This is a genomic window from Herbiconiux sp. FW305-C-125 (genome assembly GCF_058783455.1).
On sequence record NZ_JBYSYO010000005.1, the window covers coordinates 285,704 to 302,530 of the forward strand.

The window sequence follows — 16,827 nt, forward strand, 5'->3', positions numbered from 1 at the left end:
GTGATCAAGCCCGACCTCTCGATCGAGATCCCCGACGACCTCGGTGCAGTGCACTTCGTGGGCATCGGCGGCTCCGGCATGAGCGGAATCGCCCGCCTGTTCGCCGCCTCCGGGCTCACCGTCACGGGCTCCGACCGCAGCGACTCGAAGACCGCCGCGAAGCTGCGGGCGCTCGGCATCCCCGTCGCCGTCGGGCACGACGCCGAGAACATCGGCTCGGCCGACACCCTCGTCGTGACGAGCGCGCTCTGGCCCGACAACCCCGAGTACCTCGCCGCCAAGGAGCGCGGGCTGACCATCCTGCACCGGTCGCAGGCGCTGGCGTGGCTCGTGAACAAGCAGCGCCTCGTCGCGGTCGCGGGTGCCCACGGCAAGACGACCTCGACCGGCATGATCGTGACCGCCCTGCTCGAGCTCGAGGCCGACCCCTCGTTCGTCAACGGCGGCGTCATCTCCGAGCTCGGCACCAGCTCGGCGCTCGGCGACGGCGGCGTCTTCGTGGTGGAGGCCGACGAATCCGACGGCTCCTTCCTGCTCTACGACACGGCCGTGGCGCTCATCACCAACGTCGACCCCGACCACCTCGACCACTACGGGTCGGTCGAGGCGGTGGAGGATGCGTTCGTGCGTTTCGCCGACGCCGCCTCCGAACTCGTCGTGGTGTCGTCGGACGACGCGGGCGCGCTGCGCGTGTCGGCGCGGGTGTCGCATCCGCGGGTGCTGAGCTTCGGGGAGGCGGACACTGCCGACTTCCGGGTGCACTCCATCGACACCTCCGGGTCGGTCTCCTACGTGATCGACCACCTCGGGGTCAGCTACCCGGGCGTGCTGCGGGTACCCGGTCGGCACAACGCCATCAACGCGGCGGGCGCGGTGGCGGTGCTGGTGGGGCTCGGCTACGCCCCGGCTGCGGCGATCGAGGCCGTTGGCTCGTTCGGCGGCACCGGACGCCGGTTCGAACTGCACGGCACCGTCGGCGGCGTGAGCGTGTACGACGACTACGCGCACCACCCCACCGAGGTGGCAGCGGCGCTGACGGCTGCGCGGACCGTCGTGGGCGAGGGGCGCATCATCGCGGTGCACCAGCCGCACCTCTACAGCCGCACCAAGCTGATGGCGGGGGAGTTCGCCTCGACGCTCGAGCGCACCGCCGACTTCACGGTCGTGCTCGAGGTGTGCGGGGCGCGGGAAGACCCAATCCCCGGCGTGACCGGGGAACTGGTTTCGGCGCGATTCGACGATCCGGCGCAGGTGGCCTACATCGACGACTGGCAGCGAGCGGCCGACTTCGTGGCGTCGGTCGCGGAGCCCGGCGACTTCGTGGTGACGCTCGGCTGCGGAGACGTGAATCTCATCGTGCCGCAACTGCTCGAGTCGCTCGAGCGCCGCGCCATGGCCGGTTCCGCTTCGGAGACCGGCGACGGCGCCGGGGCGCCCACGGACGCCGCGGCGACGGCCGGGATCTCGGGCGCACGAGGCGAGTGAAGCGCCCACCGGGCATCACGCCGCCCCCGCCGCCACCTCCTGTCGACCCTCCGTCGAACGGCCGCAGCGCATCCGAGCGCTCGCCCCGGGCGCCGCGCAAGAAGTCCCCGCGCCCGGCGGCAGGCGCGCTCCGCGACACCCCCGACGGCCTTCGCGACGCTGCCACAGCCCCCATCGACCCACTCGAGCCCGCGCCGGGCCGCGGTGCTGCGTCACCCGTTCGCCCGTCGGCCCCACGAGGAACGGCGTCGACGCCCGCCGGCGGATCGCGACCGGGCGCCGGGACGGGGACGACGCCGCCGCCACGCCGGCCCGCCCAAGGCACACCGTGGTGGAAGACCGGAGCCGAGCCTGCGAGCAGCCAGAGCCCCGACCGCGCCGCCGGCGGTCGAGCGACTGACGCCGACGCGACCGCACCGATCGGGCGCTCGGGCGACTCGCCGCTCGACCGTCCCGCACGCTCGACGGCCAAGCCGAAGCCCACCAGCGGACGTGACCGAGGTGACCGACGTGACGGACCTGACGACCGCGGGGGCAGGGGCACGCCCCGCGCCGCCGCGACACTGCGGCAGGCCACGCGGGAGCGGCGACGGTTCGAGAAGGCGGAGGCGCGGCGGTTCACGCAGCGCTCGCGGCGGCGACGGATGGCGTGGCTCGTGGCAGCCGCATCCGTCGTCGGACTCGTGGTCGTCGTGCTGCTCGCCGCGTACTCGCCGTTGCTCGCCGTGCGCACGGTCGCCGTGGAGGGGGTGGGCCGGCTCGACCCGGCCACGGTCACCGCCGCCCTCGACGACCAACTGGGGCGGCCGCTCGCCCTGGTCGACTACGGCGCGGTCGAGCGCGACCTCGCCCAGTTCCCGTACATCGAGTCGTACTCGGTGGAGGCACGGCCGCCCGACACCCTCGCGGTGCGGATCGTGGAGCGCCGGCCGGTCGCGCAGATCCAGAGCGACACCGGTTTCACACTCATCGACCCGGCCGGTGTCGCCGTGCAGCAGTCGGCCGAGCGCATCCCCGGCTTCCCCGTGCTCGATCTCACCGGCACCGAGATCGGCAGCCCCGGCTTCCGGGCGGCGGCCGCGGTTCTGATGTCGCTCCCCGACGCGCTGATCGCGCAGGTCGACCGCATCAGCGGCACCACGCCCGACAGCGTGACCATGGTGTTCACCGGTGCAGGTCAGCGGGTGGTCTGGGGCGATGCCGACGACTCCGACCTCAAGGCGCGCATCCTGGAGCGTCTCATCGCCACGCAAGACCCTTCGCTCCCCGTCGAGTACGACGTCTCGAGCCCGCAGAGCCCCGTCATCCGCTGAGCCCGCCTGCTCCCCAGGAGTGAGGTAAGCTCATAACCCGTCGGATCGCCGAGACGACGCCTTGACCTGTGCAGAGTTGCCGGATGGATGAAGTGGGGACCGGGGACCATGCTCCCGATGAAGCCGGGCCGCCGACCGAGTTCGACCGGGAAGCCCGGCTCGCGCGCGATTTGCACGTCCGGAGGTGGCGCTGTCTGGTGCGCGTCTACTCCACCGCCGGCACGGTCGTCCTGCTCGGAGCCATCCTCTGCGCCGCCGTTGTCGGCGACGTCGTCTGGGTGGTCGTAGCGATGGGCGCGGTGGCCTGTTTCCTCGTCGCTTTCTCCCTGCCGTACCTCATGCCTGCGACGTCCGCACGGAAGCGGGTCGGCATCGGTGCGGGGGCCGGAGCCTGGGTGCTGCTGCTGGTGTTCCTGGGGGTGTGGGTGTTTCCGCGTTGAGCGGATTCGTGTGGCTCGTCGCGACACGCGGTGGCGCATCCGGGAGCCGCCGGGCATCGTCACCTAGGTTCGTCGTAGGAAATACATACTCGGAATAACTTTAACTTTCAAGTTGAGCTTTAAGGTTCCAGCGGAGGCCGGACGTGACATCGAACCAGAACTACCTAGCCGTAATCAAGGTCGTCGGCATCGGCGGTGGCGGTGTGAATGCCGTGAACCGCATGATCGAGCTCGGTCTGCGCGGCGTCGAGTTCATCGCCATCAACACGGATGCGCAGGCGCTCCTGATGAGCGACGCCGACGTCAAGCTCGACGTGGGCCGGGAGATCACCCGCGGACTGGGCGCCGGCGCCGACCCCGAGGTCGGCCGGCGTGCCGCCGAAGACCACGCGGAGGAGATCGAGGAGGCGCTGGCCGGCGCCGACATGGTCTTCGTCACCGCGGGTGAGGGTGGCGGAACGGGCACGGGCGGTGCGCCGGTCGTTGCCCGCATCGCCAAGTCGATCGGCGCCCTCACCATCGGTGTGGTCACGAAGCCGTTCGGCTTCGAGGGCAAGCGCCGCGCGGCCCAGGCCGAAGACGGCGTGGCCACGCTGAAGAACGAGGTCGACACTCTCATCGTGGTGCCGAACGACCGCCTGCTCGAGATCAGCGACCGCGGCATCTCGATGCTCGAGGCGTTCTCCACCGCCGACCAGGTGCTGCTCGCCGGCGTGCAGGGCATCACCGACCTCATCACCACCCCCGGTCTCATCAACCTCGACTTCGCCGACGTGAAGTCGGTCATGCAGGGCGCGGGCTCCGCGCTCATGGGCATCGGGTCGAGCCGAGGCGCCGATCGTGCCATCAAGGCCGCCGAGCTCGCCGTGGCGAGTCCGCTGCTCGAGGCGTCGATCGACGGTGCCCACGGCGTGCTGCTGTCGATCCAGGGTGGATCGAACCTCGGCATCTTCGAGATCAACGACGCGGCCAAGCTCGTGCAGGACTCCGTGCATCCGGAGGCCAACATCATCTTCGGTGCGGTCATCGACGACACCCTCGGCGACGAGGTGCGAGTGACCGTGATCGCCGCTGGCTTCGACGGCGGGGAGCCGAACCCCGTGCTCGAGACGCGCCGCAGCGGGTTCGCGCAGGCCGCGGACGAGAGTGACCCCTACGGCCGGGGCGGCAGCGCCACGGCGACCCTGCGCCGCGAGCAGAAGGCCGAACCCGAGGAGACGCCCGCCCCGCAGCAGCAGAGCTGGTCGACCCCGGCGAGCGACCTGGGGCTCACCGGAGCGGTGGCCCTCGACCCGGCCTCCGAAGACGACGACGCCGACCTGGATGTCCCCGACTTCCTCAAGTGATCGGGTGAGCGCACCCGGGGTCGCCGACGGCCCGTCGTTGGCCGAGCGCCTCGCGACGGTGACCGACCGGGTGGCGGAGGCCGCCCGGTCGGCGGGCCGCGACCCGGGCGAGCTCACCACGATCGTGGTGACCAAGTTCCACCCGGCTTCGCTGGTGCGCGAACTGCATGCGCTCGGTGTGCGCGACTTCGGCGAGAACCGGCACCAGGAAGCGCGCGAGAAAGCGGCTGAACTCGCCGATCTCGAGCTCACCTGGCACTTCATCGGGCAGCTGCAGACGAAGAAGGCCCGCCAGGCGCGCGAGTACGCCCGGGTCATCCACTCGATCGACCGTGAAGCCCTGGTGGCCGCTCTCGCGACGGGAGAGCCGACGGTCGACTGCTTCCTCCAGGTCAACCTCACCGACGACCCGGGCCGCGGGGGAGCGGCGCCCGCCGAGGTGGAGGCGCTGGCCGAATCCATCGCCGCTGCGCCCGCGCTGAACCTCCTCGGCGTGATGGGCGTCGCGCCCCTCGGCGAGGAGCCGCGCCCCGCGTTCGCCCGCCTTCGCGGCATCGGCGAGCGGGTCGCCCGCATCGTCCCCGGCGCGACATCGCTCTCGGCCGGCATGTCGCACGACTTCGCCGAGGCCATCGCCGAGGGCGCGACACACCTGCGCATCGGCACCGCAATCACCGGAAACCGGCCCGCTCGCGATTAATCTTGCGGGTAGGAAAAGTCACCGCTACGGGAGGTTCGCATGGCAAACCCACTGCGCAAGACCATGGTTTACCTGGGTCTCGCCGACGAAGAACTGGAATACGACGAGACGCCCGCGCAGACCGCGGCGCCGGTGGCACCCGTGCCCCACCCTCAGGCCCCTGCCGCGCAGGCCGCCGCGTCGCACGCCTCGGCGGGCAACCGCGCGCCGGTGACGCCGCTTCGCAAGTCCGTGCACACCCCGAAGAATGTGGCGCCCGCTGAAATGAACGAGATCCTCACCGTCCACCCGAAGCAGTACAAGGACGCCCAGGTCATCGCCGAGAACTTCCGCGAGGGCATCCCGGTCATCATCAACCTGTCGCAGATGACGGATGCGGATGCCCGTCGCCTGATCGACTTCGCCGGCGGCCTCTCACAGGGCCTCTACGGCAAGATCGAGCGCGTGACGAGCAAGGTCTTCCTGCTCTCGCCGTCGCACGTGTCGGTGTCCGGCGACGCCGGTGGCGAAGCTCGGGCGGAATCGTCCTTCTTCGTCCAGTCATAATTACTGAGTGGGTTCCCTCGTCACCATCATCGCGACCGTCGTCTATTTCGCGCTGCTGCTGTACTTCTTCCTGATGTGGGGTCGATTCATCCTCGACCTCGTCCGGACGGTCCGCCGTGACTGGCGGCCGTCCGGTGCCCTGCTGGTGCTCGCCGAGGTCACCTTCACGGTCACCGATCCGCCGATCAAGTTCTTCCGGCGCATCATCCCGCCCCTGCGCGTGGGAGCGATCGCCCTCGACTTCGGCTGGAGCATCGTGATGCTCATCGTCATCATCGCCCTCTCGGTGGCCGGTTTCGTGCGCTCGCAATAGGGTGCGCATGTATCCTGAACTGAACGGCTCCACGATCAGTTCGTCCTGTTCACGGGACGTTCGGCGGGAATGTTGCTACGGTTAGCAACGCGTTATCACTGTTGTCAAAGCAATAAGGGTGGAAAACCATGGCGTTAACTCCGGAAGATGTTGTTAACAAGAGATTTTCTCAGACCAAGTTCCGGGAAGGGTACGACCAGGACGAGGTCGATGACTTCCTCGACGAGGTCGTCGTCGAACTCCGCCGTCTGACGCAGGAGAACGAGGAGCTGAAGGCTCAGCTCGAGTCGGGCGCCGCTCCTGCGGCCGCCGCTCCGGTCGAGGCCGCCGCCGTGGTCGAAGAGGTCGTCGAGGCGCCCGCGCCCGTCGCCGAGCCCGTTCCGGCCCCCGTCGCCGCCGCTCCGGCACCCGCCACCACGGGTTCCGACATCGAAGACGAGGCCGGCTCCACCACGAACCTCCTGCAGCTGGCGCGCCGCCTGCACGACGAGCACGTGAAGGAAGGCGCCGACAAGCGCGACGCGCTCATCGCGGAGGGTCACGCGACCGCCGCCCGCATCGTGGCCGAGGCCGAGACCAAGCAGCGCAACGAGCTGGCCCGCCTCAACCAGGAGAAGGCCGGCATCGAGCACCGCATCGACGAGCTGCGCACCTTCGAGAAGGACTACCGCGCCGGTCTCAAGACCTACATCGAAGACCAGCTGAAGGAGCTCACCTCCTCCAGCGTCGACGGCGAGAAGAGCCCGTCGTCGAGCTTCAGCGGCTTTGGCGGCTAGGGAACGTTCGAGAGTTCGTCCCCGGGTCCTGATCGTCCTGGTGGCCGTCGCAGCAGCGTCGGTCGCCCTCGATCAGATCACGAAGCTTCTGGTCGTCCAGAACCTCGAATTGGGTGAGGTCGTCCCCGTTGTGGGCGACCTCATCCAATTTCACTTTGTGAAGAACTCCGGCGCCGCGTTCTCGATCGGAAACGCGTACACCTGGATCTTCTCGATCCTGGCTGCCGCCGTCACGGTCTTCATCGTCTGGTTCGCCGGGCGCATCCGCTCGTTCGGCTGGGCGGTCGTGTTCGGCCTGCTGCTCGGCGGCACGCTCGGCAACCTCATCGACCGGTTGTTCCGGGAGCCCGGGTTCGGGGTGGGACACGTGGTCGACTTCATCACCATCCCCCTGCTGCCCGCCATCTTCAACCTCGCCGACGTGTCGATCACGGCGGCCATGGTGCTCTTCCTCGTGCTCACGATCCGCGGTGTGGGCCTGGACGGCCGACGGCACGCACCCGAACCCCAGCAGGCACCCGACGCCGATCGCGAGCAGAGCTGATGGAATCGCGCACCCTCCCCGTTCCCGACGGCCTCGACGGCACCCGGGTCGACGCCGGCATCGCGAAGCTCCTCGGCTTCTCCCGCACCTTCGCCGCCGAGGTGGTGGATGCGGGCGGCGTGACCGTCGACGGCCGCCCGGTCGACAAGTCCGACCGGCTCCGCCGCGACACCTGGCTCTCGGTGGAGTGGTCGCCCCGCGAGGCGCCGCAGATCGTCGCCGTCGTCGTGCCGGAACTCACGGTCGTGTACGACGACGACAGCATCATCGTGGTGGACAAGCCCGTCGGGGTGGCCGCGCATCCGTCGGTGGGCTGGGACGGCCCGACCGTGCTCGGTGCCCTCGCCGGAGCCGGCTACCGCATCGCCACCAGCGGCGCCGCCGAACGCGCCGGCATCGTGCACCGGCTGGATGCGGGCACGAGCGGCCTGATGGTCGTCGCCAAGACCGAAAGCGCCTACACCTGGCTGAAGCGGGCCTTCCACGACCGGGAGGTCGACAAGATCTACCACGCGCTCGTGCAGGGCCACCCCGACCCGTTCGCCGGCACGATCGACGCGCCGATCGGGCGGCACCCGAAATCGGACTGGAAGTTCGCCGTCACCGCCGGCGGCAAGCCGTCCGTCACCCATTACGAGACGCTGGAGGCCTTCCGGGCGGCGACGCTGCTCGAGATCCACCTCGAGACGGGGCGCACGCATCAGATCCGGGTGCACATGGCGGCACAGCGGCATCCGTGCTGCGGCGACACGATGTACGGCGCCGATCCGGTGCTCTCGGCCCGGCTCGGGCTCACCCGGCAATGGCTGCACGCCATGCGGCTCGGCTTCATCCACCCCGAGACGCGCGAGTACGTCTCGTTCGAGAGTCACTACCCGCCCGACCTGCAGCACGCGCTCGACATCGTCGCCGCGGACTGAGCGGCAGGCTGCTCGGCGCGGTCGCCCTCCTCGGCGCGTTCGGCCGCTCAGCCCTCCGACGCCGGCTTCGGCCGGCCGCCCCAGCTCTGCGCGGTGCGGCGCTCCTGCAGCCGGCGCCCGACGTGCAGGGCCGGATAGATGCTGAGCAAGACCGCCATCGGCGCGAGCAGGCGTGGGTCGCGGATGCCGTGCGCGGCGTAGGTGCGCTCGAACCGCTCCACGTAGTACAGGTAGTCCCGGGGTGAGGAGTCGAGCCGCCGCGCGGACATGCCGACCACCATGGCCGACACGTAACCCACCTTCAGCCCCTTGAGGGCGAGGTGCACCGCGAGGTCGAGGTCTTCGTGCATGAGGTCGTCGCGATCGTCGCAGACCTCGTCGCGCACCGCTAGCCAGGCTTCGCGGGTGATGGCCATGTTCGTGCCGAAGAGGAACACGTACTTGCCGGCGAGCTTCACCTGGATCTTGCGGACGGTGTCGTCGGCGTGGTGCCCGAACGTCCGCATCGGCATGTCGTAGTACTCCACCGGTCCGCTGGCGGCCACGAAGTCGCCGGTCGCGAAGGCGAGCTGCACCTGCTCCACCCAGTCGGGCTGGAGCGCCGAGTCGGCGTCGATGCGGCCGATCACGTCGCTCGTCGCCGCGTTGAAGCCCGCGTTCCGGGTGGGCGTGATGCCCTGCTCCGCATCCTGGGTGACGAGGCGGATGTTCGCGTCCGGGAACGCGGCCTGCATCGCCTCGACCGCGGCACGCGTGCCGTCGGTGGAGCGGTTGTCGACCACGATGATCTCGTCGGCCGGCACGGTCTGCTCGATCGCGGCGACGAGGCAGTGACGGATGCCCGACTCCTCGTTGTAGGCGGGGATCACGATGGACACCGAGGGCAGGTTGTCTGTGCTCACGCAGTCAGTCTGGCAGAGCGGGCGCATACGATGGGAGCCGATGCCAGAATCGAACCCCGCCCAGCTTCTCGCGCAGCTGACCGACGCCGAGAAGGTGTCGCTCACGGCCGGAGCGGATGCCTGGACGACGACCCCGATCGAGCGGCTCGGCATCCCGGCTATCCGTCTCGGCGACGGCCCGCACGGGGTGCGGAAGCCCCACGACGCGACGGGCATGTCGATGTTCGAGTCGCATCCGGCGACCTGCTTCCCGACGGCGGTGACGCTCGGTGCCACCTGGGACCCGGCGCTGATCGAGCGGGTGGGCGAGGCGCTCGGCCGCGAGGCGGCCGGCCACGGCATCGCGGTGCTGCTCGGGCCGGGGGTGAACCTCAAGCGGACCCCCGCGGGCGGGCGCAACTTCGAGTACTTCAGCGAGGACCCGCTGGTGTCGTCGCGGCTCGGCGCGGCCTGGGTGCGGGGGGTGCAGCGCGAGGGCGTCGGGGCGTCACTCAAGCACTTCGCGGCGAACAACACCGAGCAGCGGCGGTACGGCGTCGACGCGGTGGTCGACGAGCGGGCGCTGCGCGAGCTGTACCTGACGAGTTTCGAGTCGGTGGTGCGCGAGGAGCAGCCCGCCACCCTGATGGCGGCCTACAACCGGCTGAACGGGCCGCACTGCGCCGAGAACCCGTGGCTGCTGCGGGACGTGCTGCGGCAGGAGTGGGGCTACCAGGGCGTCGTGCTCTCGGATTGGGGTGCGGTATGGGATCGGAGCGCGGCCATCGCCGCCGGCAACGACCTCACGATGCCGGGACTCGGGCCGCGGGACGACCGGGTGGTGCGGGCGGCGCTCCGATCGGGGGCACTCGACCGCGCCGCGCTGGACGGAGCGGTCGAGCGGGTGCTCGCGCTCATCGCCCGGCACGGTGGTGCGGATGCCCCGGCGGGCCAGGCCGATCAGCCCGATCTGGCAGCCCACCACCGCTTGGCGCGCGAGGCGGCGACCGCCGGCACGGTGCTGCTGAAGAACGACGACGGCGTGCTGCCGCTCCGGCGCGGCGAACGGGTGGCGCTCATCGGTGCGTTCGCGGCCGAACCGCGGTTCCAGGGCGCGGGCAGCTCGCACGTGGTGCCGACCCAGATCGACACCCTGCTGGGCTCCCTCACGGCCGCGCTCGGAACGGATGCCGTGCGGTATGCAGCCGGCTATCACCGCGTCGACGACGCGGCAACGGCCGCCGAGCTCGCCGAGGCGCAGGAGGCCGCCAGGGCGGCGGATGTCGCGGTGGTGGTGGTGGGGCTGCCGGAGGCCTTCGAGACCGAGGGGATCGACCGCACCCACCTGCGCCTGCCCGAGTCGCACGACCGGCTCGTGGCTGCGGTGACCGCCGTGAACCCCAGAACCGTCGTGGTGCTGCAGAACGGGTCCCCGGTGGAGCTGCCGTGGCTGGCATCGGTGCCGGCCGTTCTGGAGGGCTACCTCGGCGGCCAGGCGTCCGGGAGCGCGCTCGCCGACGTGCTCGTGGGTGACGCCGAGCCGGGCGGGCGCTTGGCCGAGAGCTTTCCGGTGCGCTACGACGATCATCCGGTGTCGACACTGCCGAACGGGCCGGCGACGGTGGAGTACCGGGAGAGCCTGTACGTGGGGTACCGGTACTTCGACAGCGCGGGGGTCGACGTGGCGTTCCCGTTCGGGCACGGGCTGTCGTACACGACGTTCGCGTGGTCGGATGCGGCGGCGGTCGTCGTGGCCGACGACACGGTCGAGCTGCGGGTCGTCGTGACGAACACAGGCGAGCGGGCGGGGTCGGATGTGGTGCAGCTGTACGTGCACGACGTCGCGTCGCGGGTGTTCCGGCCGGCGCAGGAACTCAAGGGCTTCGCCAAGGTCGCACTCGGCGCGGGGGAGAGCGAGGAGGTGCGCATCCGGCTCGATCGACGGGCCTTCTCGTACTGGGACGCGGTGGTGCACGACTGGGTGCTCGAGCCCGGACGCTTCGAGCTGCGGCTGGCGCGCTCCTCACGCGACGTGGTGTGGCGCACGGAGGTCGAGCTCGCGGGGGCTGCGTCCCCGGCGGTCGGCGGTGACGCCCAGGCCGATGCGCCGGCCGCGTACCGGTCGCCCACCCCGGAGACCGGGTTTCCGGCGGCCGATTTCGAGGCGCTCCTCGGGCGTCCGGTGCCCCGGAACGCCGCCGCTCGCCCCGGCGCGTTCACGCTCGACACGGCACTGGGCGACATGCAGCAGGCCTGGATCGGGCGGCTGCTCCTGCGGGTGGTCGCCCGGCAGGCGGTGAAGGCGATCGGGGTGCCCGACGGCGCATCGGTCGCGTCGGTGTCGGACGAGGTCGCGGCGCAACTGAACTTCCGGCTGCTCGGAGCGGCCAGCGGCGGAGTGGTCAGCCGCGGCGCGGTGCGGCGGGTGCTCGGCGTCGTGAACCTGCTCGCCCGCATCCGCCCGCGGCGCCGCTGATCGCCGCCGCCACCGCCTGACTACGCCGCCGCCTCGAGCCCCGCCTGAGCGCGTTCCTCGCTGCCCTCGGCGAGCCCGCGCGCGATCGCGCGCCGTGACGCCGCCCAGAGCACCAGCCCCGCCACCAGCACCAGGGTCTCCGACACCGTCAGCGACCAGATGATGCCGGCCAGCCCGAACCAGAGGTTGCCGATCAGCACGATCGGGATGAACAGCACGCCCTGCGCCATCGACATCGCGATCGCCGGCACTGCGCGCCCGGTCGCCTGGAAGAGCGAGGTGATGAGTCCGGTGAAGCCGTTGGCCACCATGGCGACCAGCTGGGCGGCGAGTACCGTGACGCCGATCGCGAGCACCGACGCATCCGCCGAGAACACCTCGAACACCTGCACCCGGAACACCAGCAGCACCGCCGCCGAGAGGCCGACGACACCGCCCACCGTCAGCGCCGACACCCGCAGCGCCGACGCCAGCCGCACCCGGTCGCCCTTGCCGTACGCGTAGGCCAGTAGCGGCAGCACGCCGAGTGTCACCCCCATCACGAGGAACTCGGGCACCTGCGCGATCCGCACGGCGACCCCCATCGCCGCCAGCGCGGTGTCGCCGTAGGCGGCGGCGAGGTTGTTCAGCACGAGCGAGGTCACGATGAGGAAGGAGGCCTGCAACAGTTCGCCGACCCCCACCCCGAACACGGGCTTCAGCACGGCGGGCGACAGCGTGAACCAGCGCGGCGCGAGACTGACGTGGGCACTGTGGCGGTGCAGCCACGCCGCGAAGTAGAGCACGACCGCCAGGTTGGACAGGCCCATCGCCAGCGCCGCCCCGGCCACGCCGGCGTGCAGCACGAGGATGAACAGGATGTCGAAGGCCACGTTGAGCACGGTCGATCCGATCAGTCCCACCATCACCTGGCGCGCCGCCCCTTCGGCCCGCACGATCTGCTCGAGGCAGAAGGCGGCCGCGAGCACGGGCACGAAGGCGAGTAGGACGCCGACATACGCGCTCGTCGCGGGCGCGGCCGGCGCATCCGCCCCCAGCAGACCCACGAGCGGCTGTAGGACGAGCAACCCGATCCCGCCCAGGACGGCGCCGGTGATGACCGCACCCCAGAGGGCGAACGACGAGACGCGCTTGATTCCGGCCGCCTCGGCCGGGTCGTGCTCGGCCGCACCGAGAAGCCGCGAGATGAGCGCTCCGCCACCCACCCCGAACACGCCGCCGACGGCCATCACGAGGCCGAGCAGCGGAGTGCCGAAGGTGACGGCGGCGAGCAGCGTGGCGTCGTTCAGCGAGCCGATGAACCCGGCATTGACGACGTTGTAGACGGCGCTGACGATCATCGCGGCTGCCATCGGCACGCACAGGTGCACGAGGGCGCGGATGATCGGCGCAGCGGAGAGGTACCAGCGGTTGCTGCCGACGGCGGGGGCGGAGATCGCGGGCGCGGTCGAGGTGGTGGTGGTCATGAACTGCTCCTTTCGAGCGCGTTCGAGCGCACGCCGACGAGCGCCGGCGCGGCGAAGGGGAGAGAGGGTTCAGAGAGGTCGGTGGAGGCGATGAAGGGCGGCGGATGCGCGGGTCAGTCGCGCATCCGCGTCACGACCGCGTGGGCTGCGGGAGCTCCGCGGTGACTTTCTGGAGCAGCGCGTGGAGGGCGTCGCGCTCGCCCGGGGCAAGCGGCGCGAGGATGATCTCGTCAGCGGCTCGCATGGCGTCTTCGAAGCCGGAGATCAACTCGGCCCCGGCAGGCGTCAGGAAGACACGTTTACTGCGCTCGTTGCCGTCCTCCGTGCGGCGTTCGACGAGCCCGCGGCGCTCGAGTCCCTGCAGCAGGCTCGATACGCTCGCGGCGCTCGTGCGACTGATCTCGGCGATGTCCCGTTGGATCGCACCGGGGCTGCGCGCGAGGTAGCCCAGCACGAAGGCCTGCTCGTGCGTGAGTTCGCGCTCGCGCACCCAGTCCTCGCCCGCTTTCCGCTGCGCCCAGCCGATCCATCGGACGAGGTCGAGCGTGGTGCTGAGAACGGGTCCCTGTGCTTCCATGGTTAGAACTCTAATAGTTCGATATCTAACAGTCAAGCAGTGCGGTCACGTCCGCGTGGATGCCGTCGCCACGGCTTTCGCGAGCAGGTGGGCGAGCGTGCGCTGCTCGGCGGGGTCCAGCTTCTCCATCACGGGCGCGAGGCTCGCGGCGAGCTCGGCTTCGAGTGCCGCGGCGAGCGTGTGACCGTCGGTGCTCAGGAAGACCTCCGTCGCCCGCCGGTCGACCGGGTGGGGGGCGCGGTGCACCAGCCCGAGGGCCTCCGCGCGGGAGATGAGGCCGGTGAGGGTCGACTTCTCGAGGCCCAGGTACTCGACCAGGTCGGTCATCCGCAGTCGGCGGTCGCGAAGGATTGCGAGCGCGCGCAGTTGGGTGAGGGAGAGGTCGTTGTCGGCCGCGATGCGGGTGAGCGCACCCATCGTCACGAACGCGGCCTGGGCCAGGGCGTCGATGAGAGCGGCGGTGTCGCCGGTGGGCTGGGTGGCGTCGGGCATCCGATTCTCCCTGCACGTCGGTTGAAATAGTGCGTAATACCAACTAAATTGGTTCGTATCACAAACTTATCAGGAGGGGTGCCATGAAAGCAGCCGTCGTGACCCGATTCGACCGGGCGCCGCAGTACCGCTCGTTCGACCTGCCCGCCGATCACGGTCCGCACGAGGAGGTGGTTTCGGTGGTGGCAGCCGGACTCCATCCGCGGGTGCGCTCCCAGGCCGACGGGTCGCACTACACGAGCACGGATTCGCTGCCGCTGGTGCCGGGGATCGACGGTGTGGGCCGCACGGCCGCGGGTGAATTGCGCTACTTCGTGCTGCCCGACACGCGGCTCGGGTCGATGGCGGAGCAGACCGTGATCGACCGGCGGCGCAGCATCCCGCTGCCGGCCGGCGCCGACCCCGTGCGCATGGCGGCGGCGATGAACCCCGCGATGTCGTCGTGGGTGGCGCTGCGGCGGCGCATCGCGTTCGCGCCCGGGCAGAACGTACTCGTGCTCGGCGCGACCGGGAGCGCGGGCCGATTGGCCGTCGCCGTCGCGCGGATGCTCGGAGCGGGTCGCGTGACCGCGGCCGGCCGGGGAGCAGAGCGGCTCGCGGGCCTGGGCGCGGATGAGACGGCTGCGCTCGACGGGCCGCCCGACGCGCTCGCCGAGGCGGGGCGTGACATCGACGTGGTTCTCGACTACCTCTGGGGCGGACCGACGGCCGCCGCGTTGCGCGCCATCGTGCCCGGCCGGCCCGACGACGAGCGCCCGCTCACCTGGGTGCAGCTCGGATCGGCAGCAGGGCTCGAGTCGCCCATTCCTTCGGCGGCGCTACGGGCGACCCGACTGCAGATCGTCGGGAGTGGGCAGGGCTCGGTGCCGACCCGCGAGATCGTGACCGAGCTCGGCGAGCTCGCCGAAGCGGTGGCGCGCGACGCCTTCGCGCTCGACACGCGTGCGGTGCCGCTCGCCGACGTCGAATCCGCCTGGGCCGAAGCGCGCACGTCGGCCGAGCGGCTCGTCCTCATGCCGTGAGGGGCGAGCCCGGCCGGCGCTCGCGGCCGGCCGGGGGCGCCGCCTACTCCTCGGCGTCGGCCTGCGCGTCGAATGCTTCGATCAGGCGGTCGATCGCCGTCACGAGGCCGTGCAGCGCCTGCCGCTCGATCGAGTCCTCCGGCAGCTTCTGGATGTCGTAGCTCGCCGCGCTCGCGGCTTCTTTCGCCCCGGCGATGGCGGCGTCGTATTCGAAGGTGCTCATCATTTCTCCTGTCGGTTCTCGTGACGGTGCTGTCCCATCCTTACCGTCTGAGCCGGGCCGACGCTACCCTGGACGCATGGCAGGGCATCGGATCTTCGGCACCCCGTTCGCGAGCATCTATCCCCTCTACGTCACCAAGGTCGAGCGCAAGGAGCACAGCCGCGCGGAGGTCGACCAGGTGATCAGCTGGCTGACCGGCTACGACGAGCGTGCCCTCGAGGCCGCTGTCGCCACCGAAGTCGACCTGGAGACCTTCTTCGCCGAGGCACCCGCCCTCAATCCGAACGCGTCGCTCATCACGGGCGTGATCTGCGGGGTTCGGGTGGAAGAGATCGACGATCCGCTGATGCAGAAGATCCGCTACATGGACAAGCTCGTCGACGAGGTCGCGCGGGGGAAGAAGATGTCGTCGATCCTGCGCGGCTGAGCGGCGCGACGCCCGGCCGCGCCACGCCGGCTCGGCCGGTGGTGCTACTCGCCGTCGGCGCCGACCGCGGCGACGGCGGCCAGGATCGCGTCGATCGTGACCTGCGGATGCGACACCATCGAGACGTGCGACGCGGCCACTTCACTGATGGTCGCGCCGGCGCGCTCGGCCATGCTGCGCTGGGTCGCCGGCGGGATGACCTTGTCCTCCGTGCCCACGACCGCCCAGCTCGGGATGCTCTTCCAGGCCGGCGCGCCCGAGGGCGCCGTGTTCGCGCCGAGGCTGATGGGTCGCTGGCCGGCGACGATCAACCAGCGGTCGGCCTCGGGCAAATCCTGCGCGAACGACTCGTGCACCGTCGCCGGCTTGAGGAAGGCCTCCGCGTCGCCGTCAGGCGCCCCGGGGTAACCCACGATGTCGAGGACCGTGTTCGGATCCTCCACCGCGAGAGCCGAGCCCGAGCCGCCGAGGATCTGGAACACGAACTCGCCCTCCTCGGGGATGAACGCGTCGACGTAGACCAGCGCCCGCACGTCACCGCCGTTCGCCCCGGCATTGGTGATGACGAAGCCACCGTAGGAGTGCCCGACGAGCACCACCGGACCCGTGGTGCGCTGCTCGATGAAGGAGGCGACGTAGGCCGCATCGGAGGCGACACCGTGCAGCAGGTTCGGGGGAGCGAGCACGGTGAACCCCTGGCGCTGCAGTTCAGTGGCGACCGGATTCCAGCTGGAGGCGTCGGCCCAGGCGCCGTGCACGAGCACGATGGTCGGAGTGGTCATGTTCGTTCCTCTTCTCCTCGTCGAGCGGCCGTGAGAGCGCGACCATGGCGGCATCGTATGCCCGCCGCGCCCCGCGGCGCCAGGCTCACTCGTGATCT

19 protein-coding genes are annotated in these 16,827 nt (G+C 70.6%); 13 read left to right on the forward strand and 6 right to left on the reverse strand.

Annotation, left to right across the window (positions count from 1 at the left end; translation table 11 throughout):
* From murC to AC3WLB_RS14905, 10 genes are all read left to right on the forward strand, one after another.
* The gene (murC, locus tag AC3WLB_RS14860) at positions 1 to 1,485 is read left to right on the forward strand and encodes a UDP-N-acetylmuramate--L-alanine ligase (RefSeq protein WP_492507221.1); all 1,485 of its coding nucleotides are present in this window, start codon (positions 1 to 3) and stop codon (positions 1,483 to 1,485) included.
* A complete protein-coding gene (locus tag AC3WLB_RS14865; protein WP_492507223.1) occupies positions 1,482 to 2,798 on the forward strand; it encodes an FtsQ-type POTRA domain-containing protein in 1,317 nt (438 codons plus the stop codon). Before murC ends, AC3WLB_RS14865 begins: the two co-directional genes overlap by 4 nt.
* 83 nt (positions 2,799 to 2,881) lie before the next feature.
* Positions 2,882 to 3,238 carry a hypothetical protein gene (locus tag AC3WLB_RS14870; protein ID WP_492507225.1) on the forward strand — a complete coding sequence of 119 codons (357 nt, stop codon included), beginning with the start codon at positions 2,882 to 2,884 and terminating at the stop codon, positions 3,236 to 3,238.
* 143 nt (positions 3,239 to 3,381) lie between these two features.
* Positions 3,382 to 4,584 carry a cell division protein FtsZ gene (gene ftsZ, locus AC3WLB_RS14875; protein WP_022897597.1) on the forward strand — a complete coding sequence of 401 codons (1,203 nt, stop codon included), beginning with the start codon at positions 3,382 to 3,384 and terminating at the stop codon, positions 4,582 to 4,584.
* Positions 4,562 to 5,284 carry a YggS family pyridoxal phosphate-dependent enzyme gene (locus tag AC3WLB_RS14880; protein WP_051048002.1) on the forward strand — a complete coding sequence of 241 codons (723 nt, stop codon included), beginning with the start codon at positions 4,562 to 4,564 and terminating at the stop codon, positions 5,282 to 5,284. The genes ftsZ and AC3WLB_RS14880 overlap by 23 nt, the downstream gene beginning before the upstream one ends.
* Before the next feature lie 39 nt (positions 5,285 to 5,323).
* A complete protein-coding gene (locus AC3WLB_RS14885; RefSeq protein WP_022897595.1) occupies positions 5,324 to 5,830 on the forward strand; it encodes a cell division protein SepF in 507 nt (168 codons plus the stop codon).
* 7 nt (positions 5,831 to 5,837) lie between these two features.
* Positions 5,838 to 6,143, forward strand: coding sequence for a YggT family protein (locus tag AC3WLB_RS14890; protein WP_022897594.1), 306 nt, complete (start codon positions 5,838 to 5,840; stop codon positions 6,141 to 6,143).
* 128 nt (positions 6,144 to 6,271) lie between these two features.
* Positions 6,272 to 6,919, forward strand: coding sequence for a DivIVA domain-containing protein (locus tag AC3WLB_RS14895; protein WP_022897593.1), 648 nt, complete (start codon positions 6,272 to 6,274; stop codon positions 6,917 to 6,919).
* A gap of 40 nt (positions 6,920 to 6,959) precedes the next feature.
* Positions 6,960 to 7,463, forward strand: coding sequence for a signal peptidase II (gene lspA / locus AC3WLB_RS14900; RefSeq protein WP_492507229.1), 504 nt, complete (start codon positions 6,960 to 6,962; stop codon positions 7,461 to 7,463).
* A complete protein-coding gene (locus AC3WLB_RS14905) occupies positions 7,463 to 8,383 on the forward strand; it encodes an RluA family pseudouridine synthase (protein WP_492507231.1) in 921 nt (306 codons plus the stop codon). The genes lspA and AC3WLB_RS14905 overlap by 1 nt, the downstream gene beginning before the upstream one ends.
* A gap of 47 nt (positions 8,384 to 8,430) precedes the next feature.
* Here the strand turns inward: AC3WLB_RS14905 and AC3WLB_RS14910 are convergent, their stop codons facing one another.
* Positions 8,431 to 9,285 (reverse strand): glycosyltransferase family 2 protein, encoded by an 855-nt coding sequence (locus AC3WLB_RS14910; RefSeq protein WP_492507233.1) that lies wholly within the window; start codon positions 9,283 to 9,285, stop codon positions 8,431 to 8,433.
* 40 nt (positions 9,286 to 9,325) lie between these two features.
* Here AC3WLB_RS14910 and AC3WLB_RS14915 point away from each other — a divergent pair, with 40 nt between their 5' ends.
* Positions 9,326 to 11,740 (forward strand): beta-glucosidase, encoded by a 2,415-nt coding sequence (locus AC3WLB_RS14915; RefSeq protein WP_492507235.1) that lies wholly within the window; start codon positions 9,326 to 9,328, stop codon positions 11,738 to 11,740.
* Positions 11,741 to 11,760: 20 nt separating this feature from the next.
* Here the strand turns inward: AC3WLB_RS14915 and AC3WLB_RS14920 are convergent, their stop codons facing one another.
* From AC3WLB_RS14920 to AC3WLB_RS14930, 3 genes are all read right to left on the reverse strand, one after another.
* The gene (locus tag AC3WLB_RS14920) at positions 11,761 to 13,206 is read right to left on the reverse strand and encodes an MATE family efflux transporter (protein ID WP_492507237.1); all 1,446 of its coding nucleotides are present in this window, start codon (positions 13,204 to 13,206) and stop codon (positions 11,761 to 11,763) included.
* 130 nt (positions 13,207 to 13,336) lie between these two features.
* Entirely contained in the window at positions 13,337 to 13,783 is a 447-nt protein-coding gene (locus AC3WLB_RS14925; RefSeq protein ID WP_492507239.1) for a MarR family winged helix-turn-helix transcriptional regulator, read from the reverse strand.
* Positions 13,784 to 13,828: 45 nt separating this feature from the next.
* Positions 13,829 to 14,275 carry a MarR family winged helix-turn-helix transcriptional regulator gene (locus AC3WLB_RS14930; RefSeq protein WP_492507241.1) on the reverse strand — a complete coding sequence of 149 codons (447 nt, stop codon included), beginning with the start codon at positions 14,273 to 14,275 and terminating at the stop codon, positions 13,829 to 13,831.
* Between the two features lie 83 nt (positions 14,276 to 14,358).
* Between AC3WLB_RS14930 and AC3WLB_RS14935 the strand changes: the two genes are divergently transcribed.
* The gene (locus tag AC3WLB_RS14935) at positions 14,359 to 15,297 is read left to right on the forward strand and encodes a quinone oxidoreductase family protein (RefSeq protein WP_492507243.1); all 939 of its coding nucleotides are present in this window, start codon (positions 14,359 to 14,361) and stop codon (positions 15,295 to 15,297) included.
* A gap of 43 nt (positions 15,298 to 15,340) precedes the next feature.
* On the opposite strand, the gene AC3WLB_RS14940 is transcribed toward AC3WLB_RS14935, so the two are convergent.
* The gene (locus AC3WLB_RS14940; RefSeq protein ID WP_492507245.1) at positions 15,341 to 15,520 is read right to left on the reverse strand and encodes a hypothetical protein; all 180 of its coding nucleotides are present in this window, start codon (positions 15,518 to 15,520) and stop codon (positions 15,341 to 15,343) included.
* A 76-nt stretch (positions 15,521 to 15,596) separates the two neighbouring features.
* Between AC3WLB_RS14940 and AC3WLB_RS14945 the strand changes: the two genes are divergently transcribed.
* Positions 15,597 to 15,947 (forward strand): DUF2200 domain-containing protein, encoded by a 351-nt coding sequence (locus tag AC3WLB_RS14945; protein WP_492507247.1) that lies wholly within the window; start codon positions 15,597 to 15,599, stop codon positions 15,945 to 15,947.
* Between the two features lie 44 nt (positions 15,948 to 15,991).
* On the opposite strand, the gene AC3WLB_RS14950 is transcribed toward AC3WLB_RS14945, so the two are convergent.
* Positions 15,992 to 16,729, reverse strand: coding sequence for an alpha/beta fold hydrolase (locus AC3WLB_RS14950; RefSeq protein ID WP_492507249.1), 738 nt, complete (start codon positions 16,727 to 16,729; stop codon positions 15,992 to 15,994).
* Between the last annotated feature and the right edge of the window lie 98 nt (positions 16,730 to 16,827).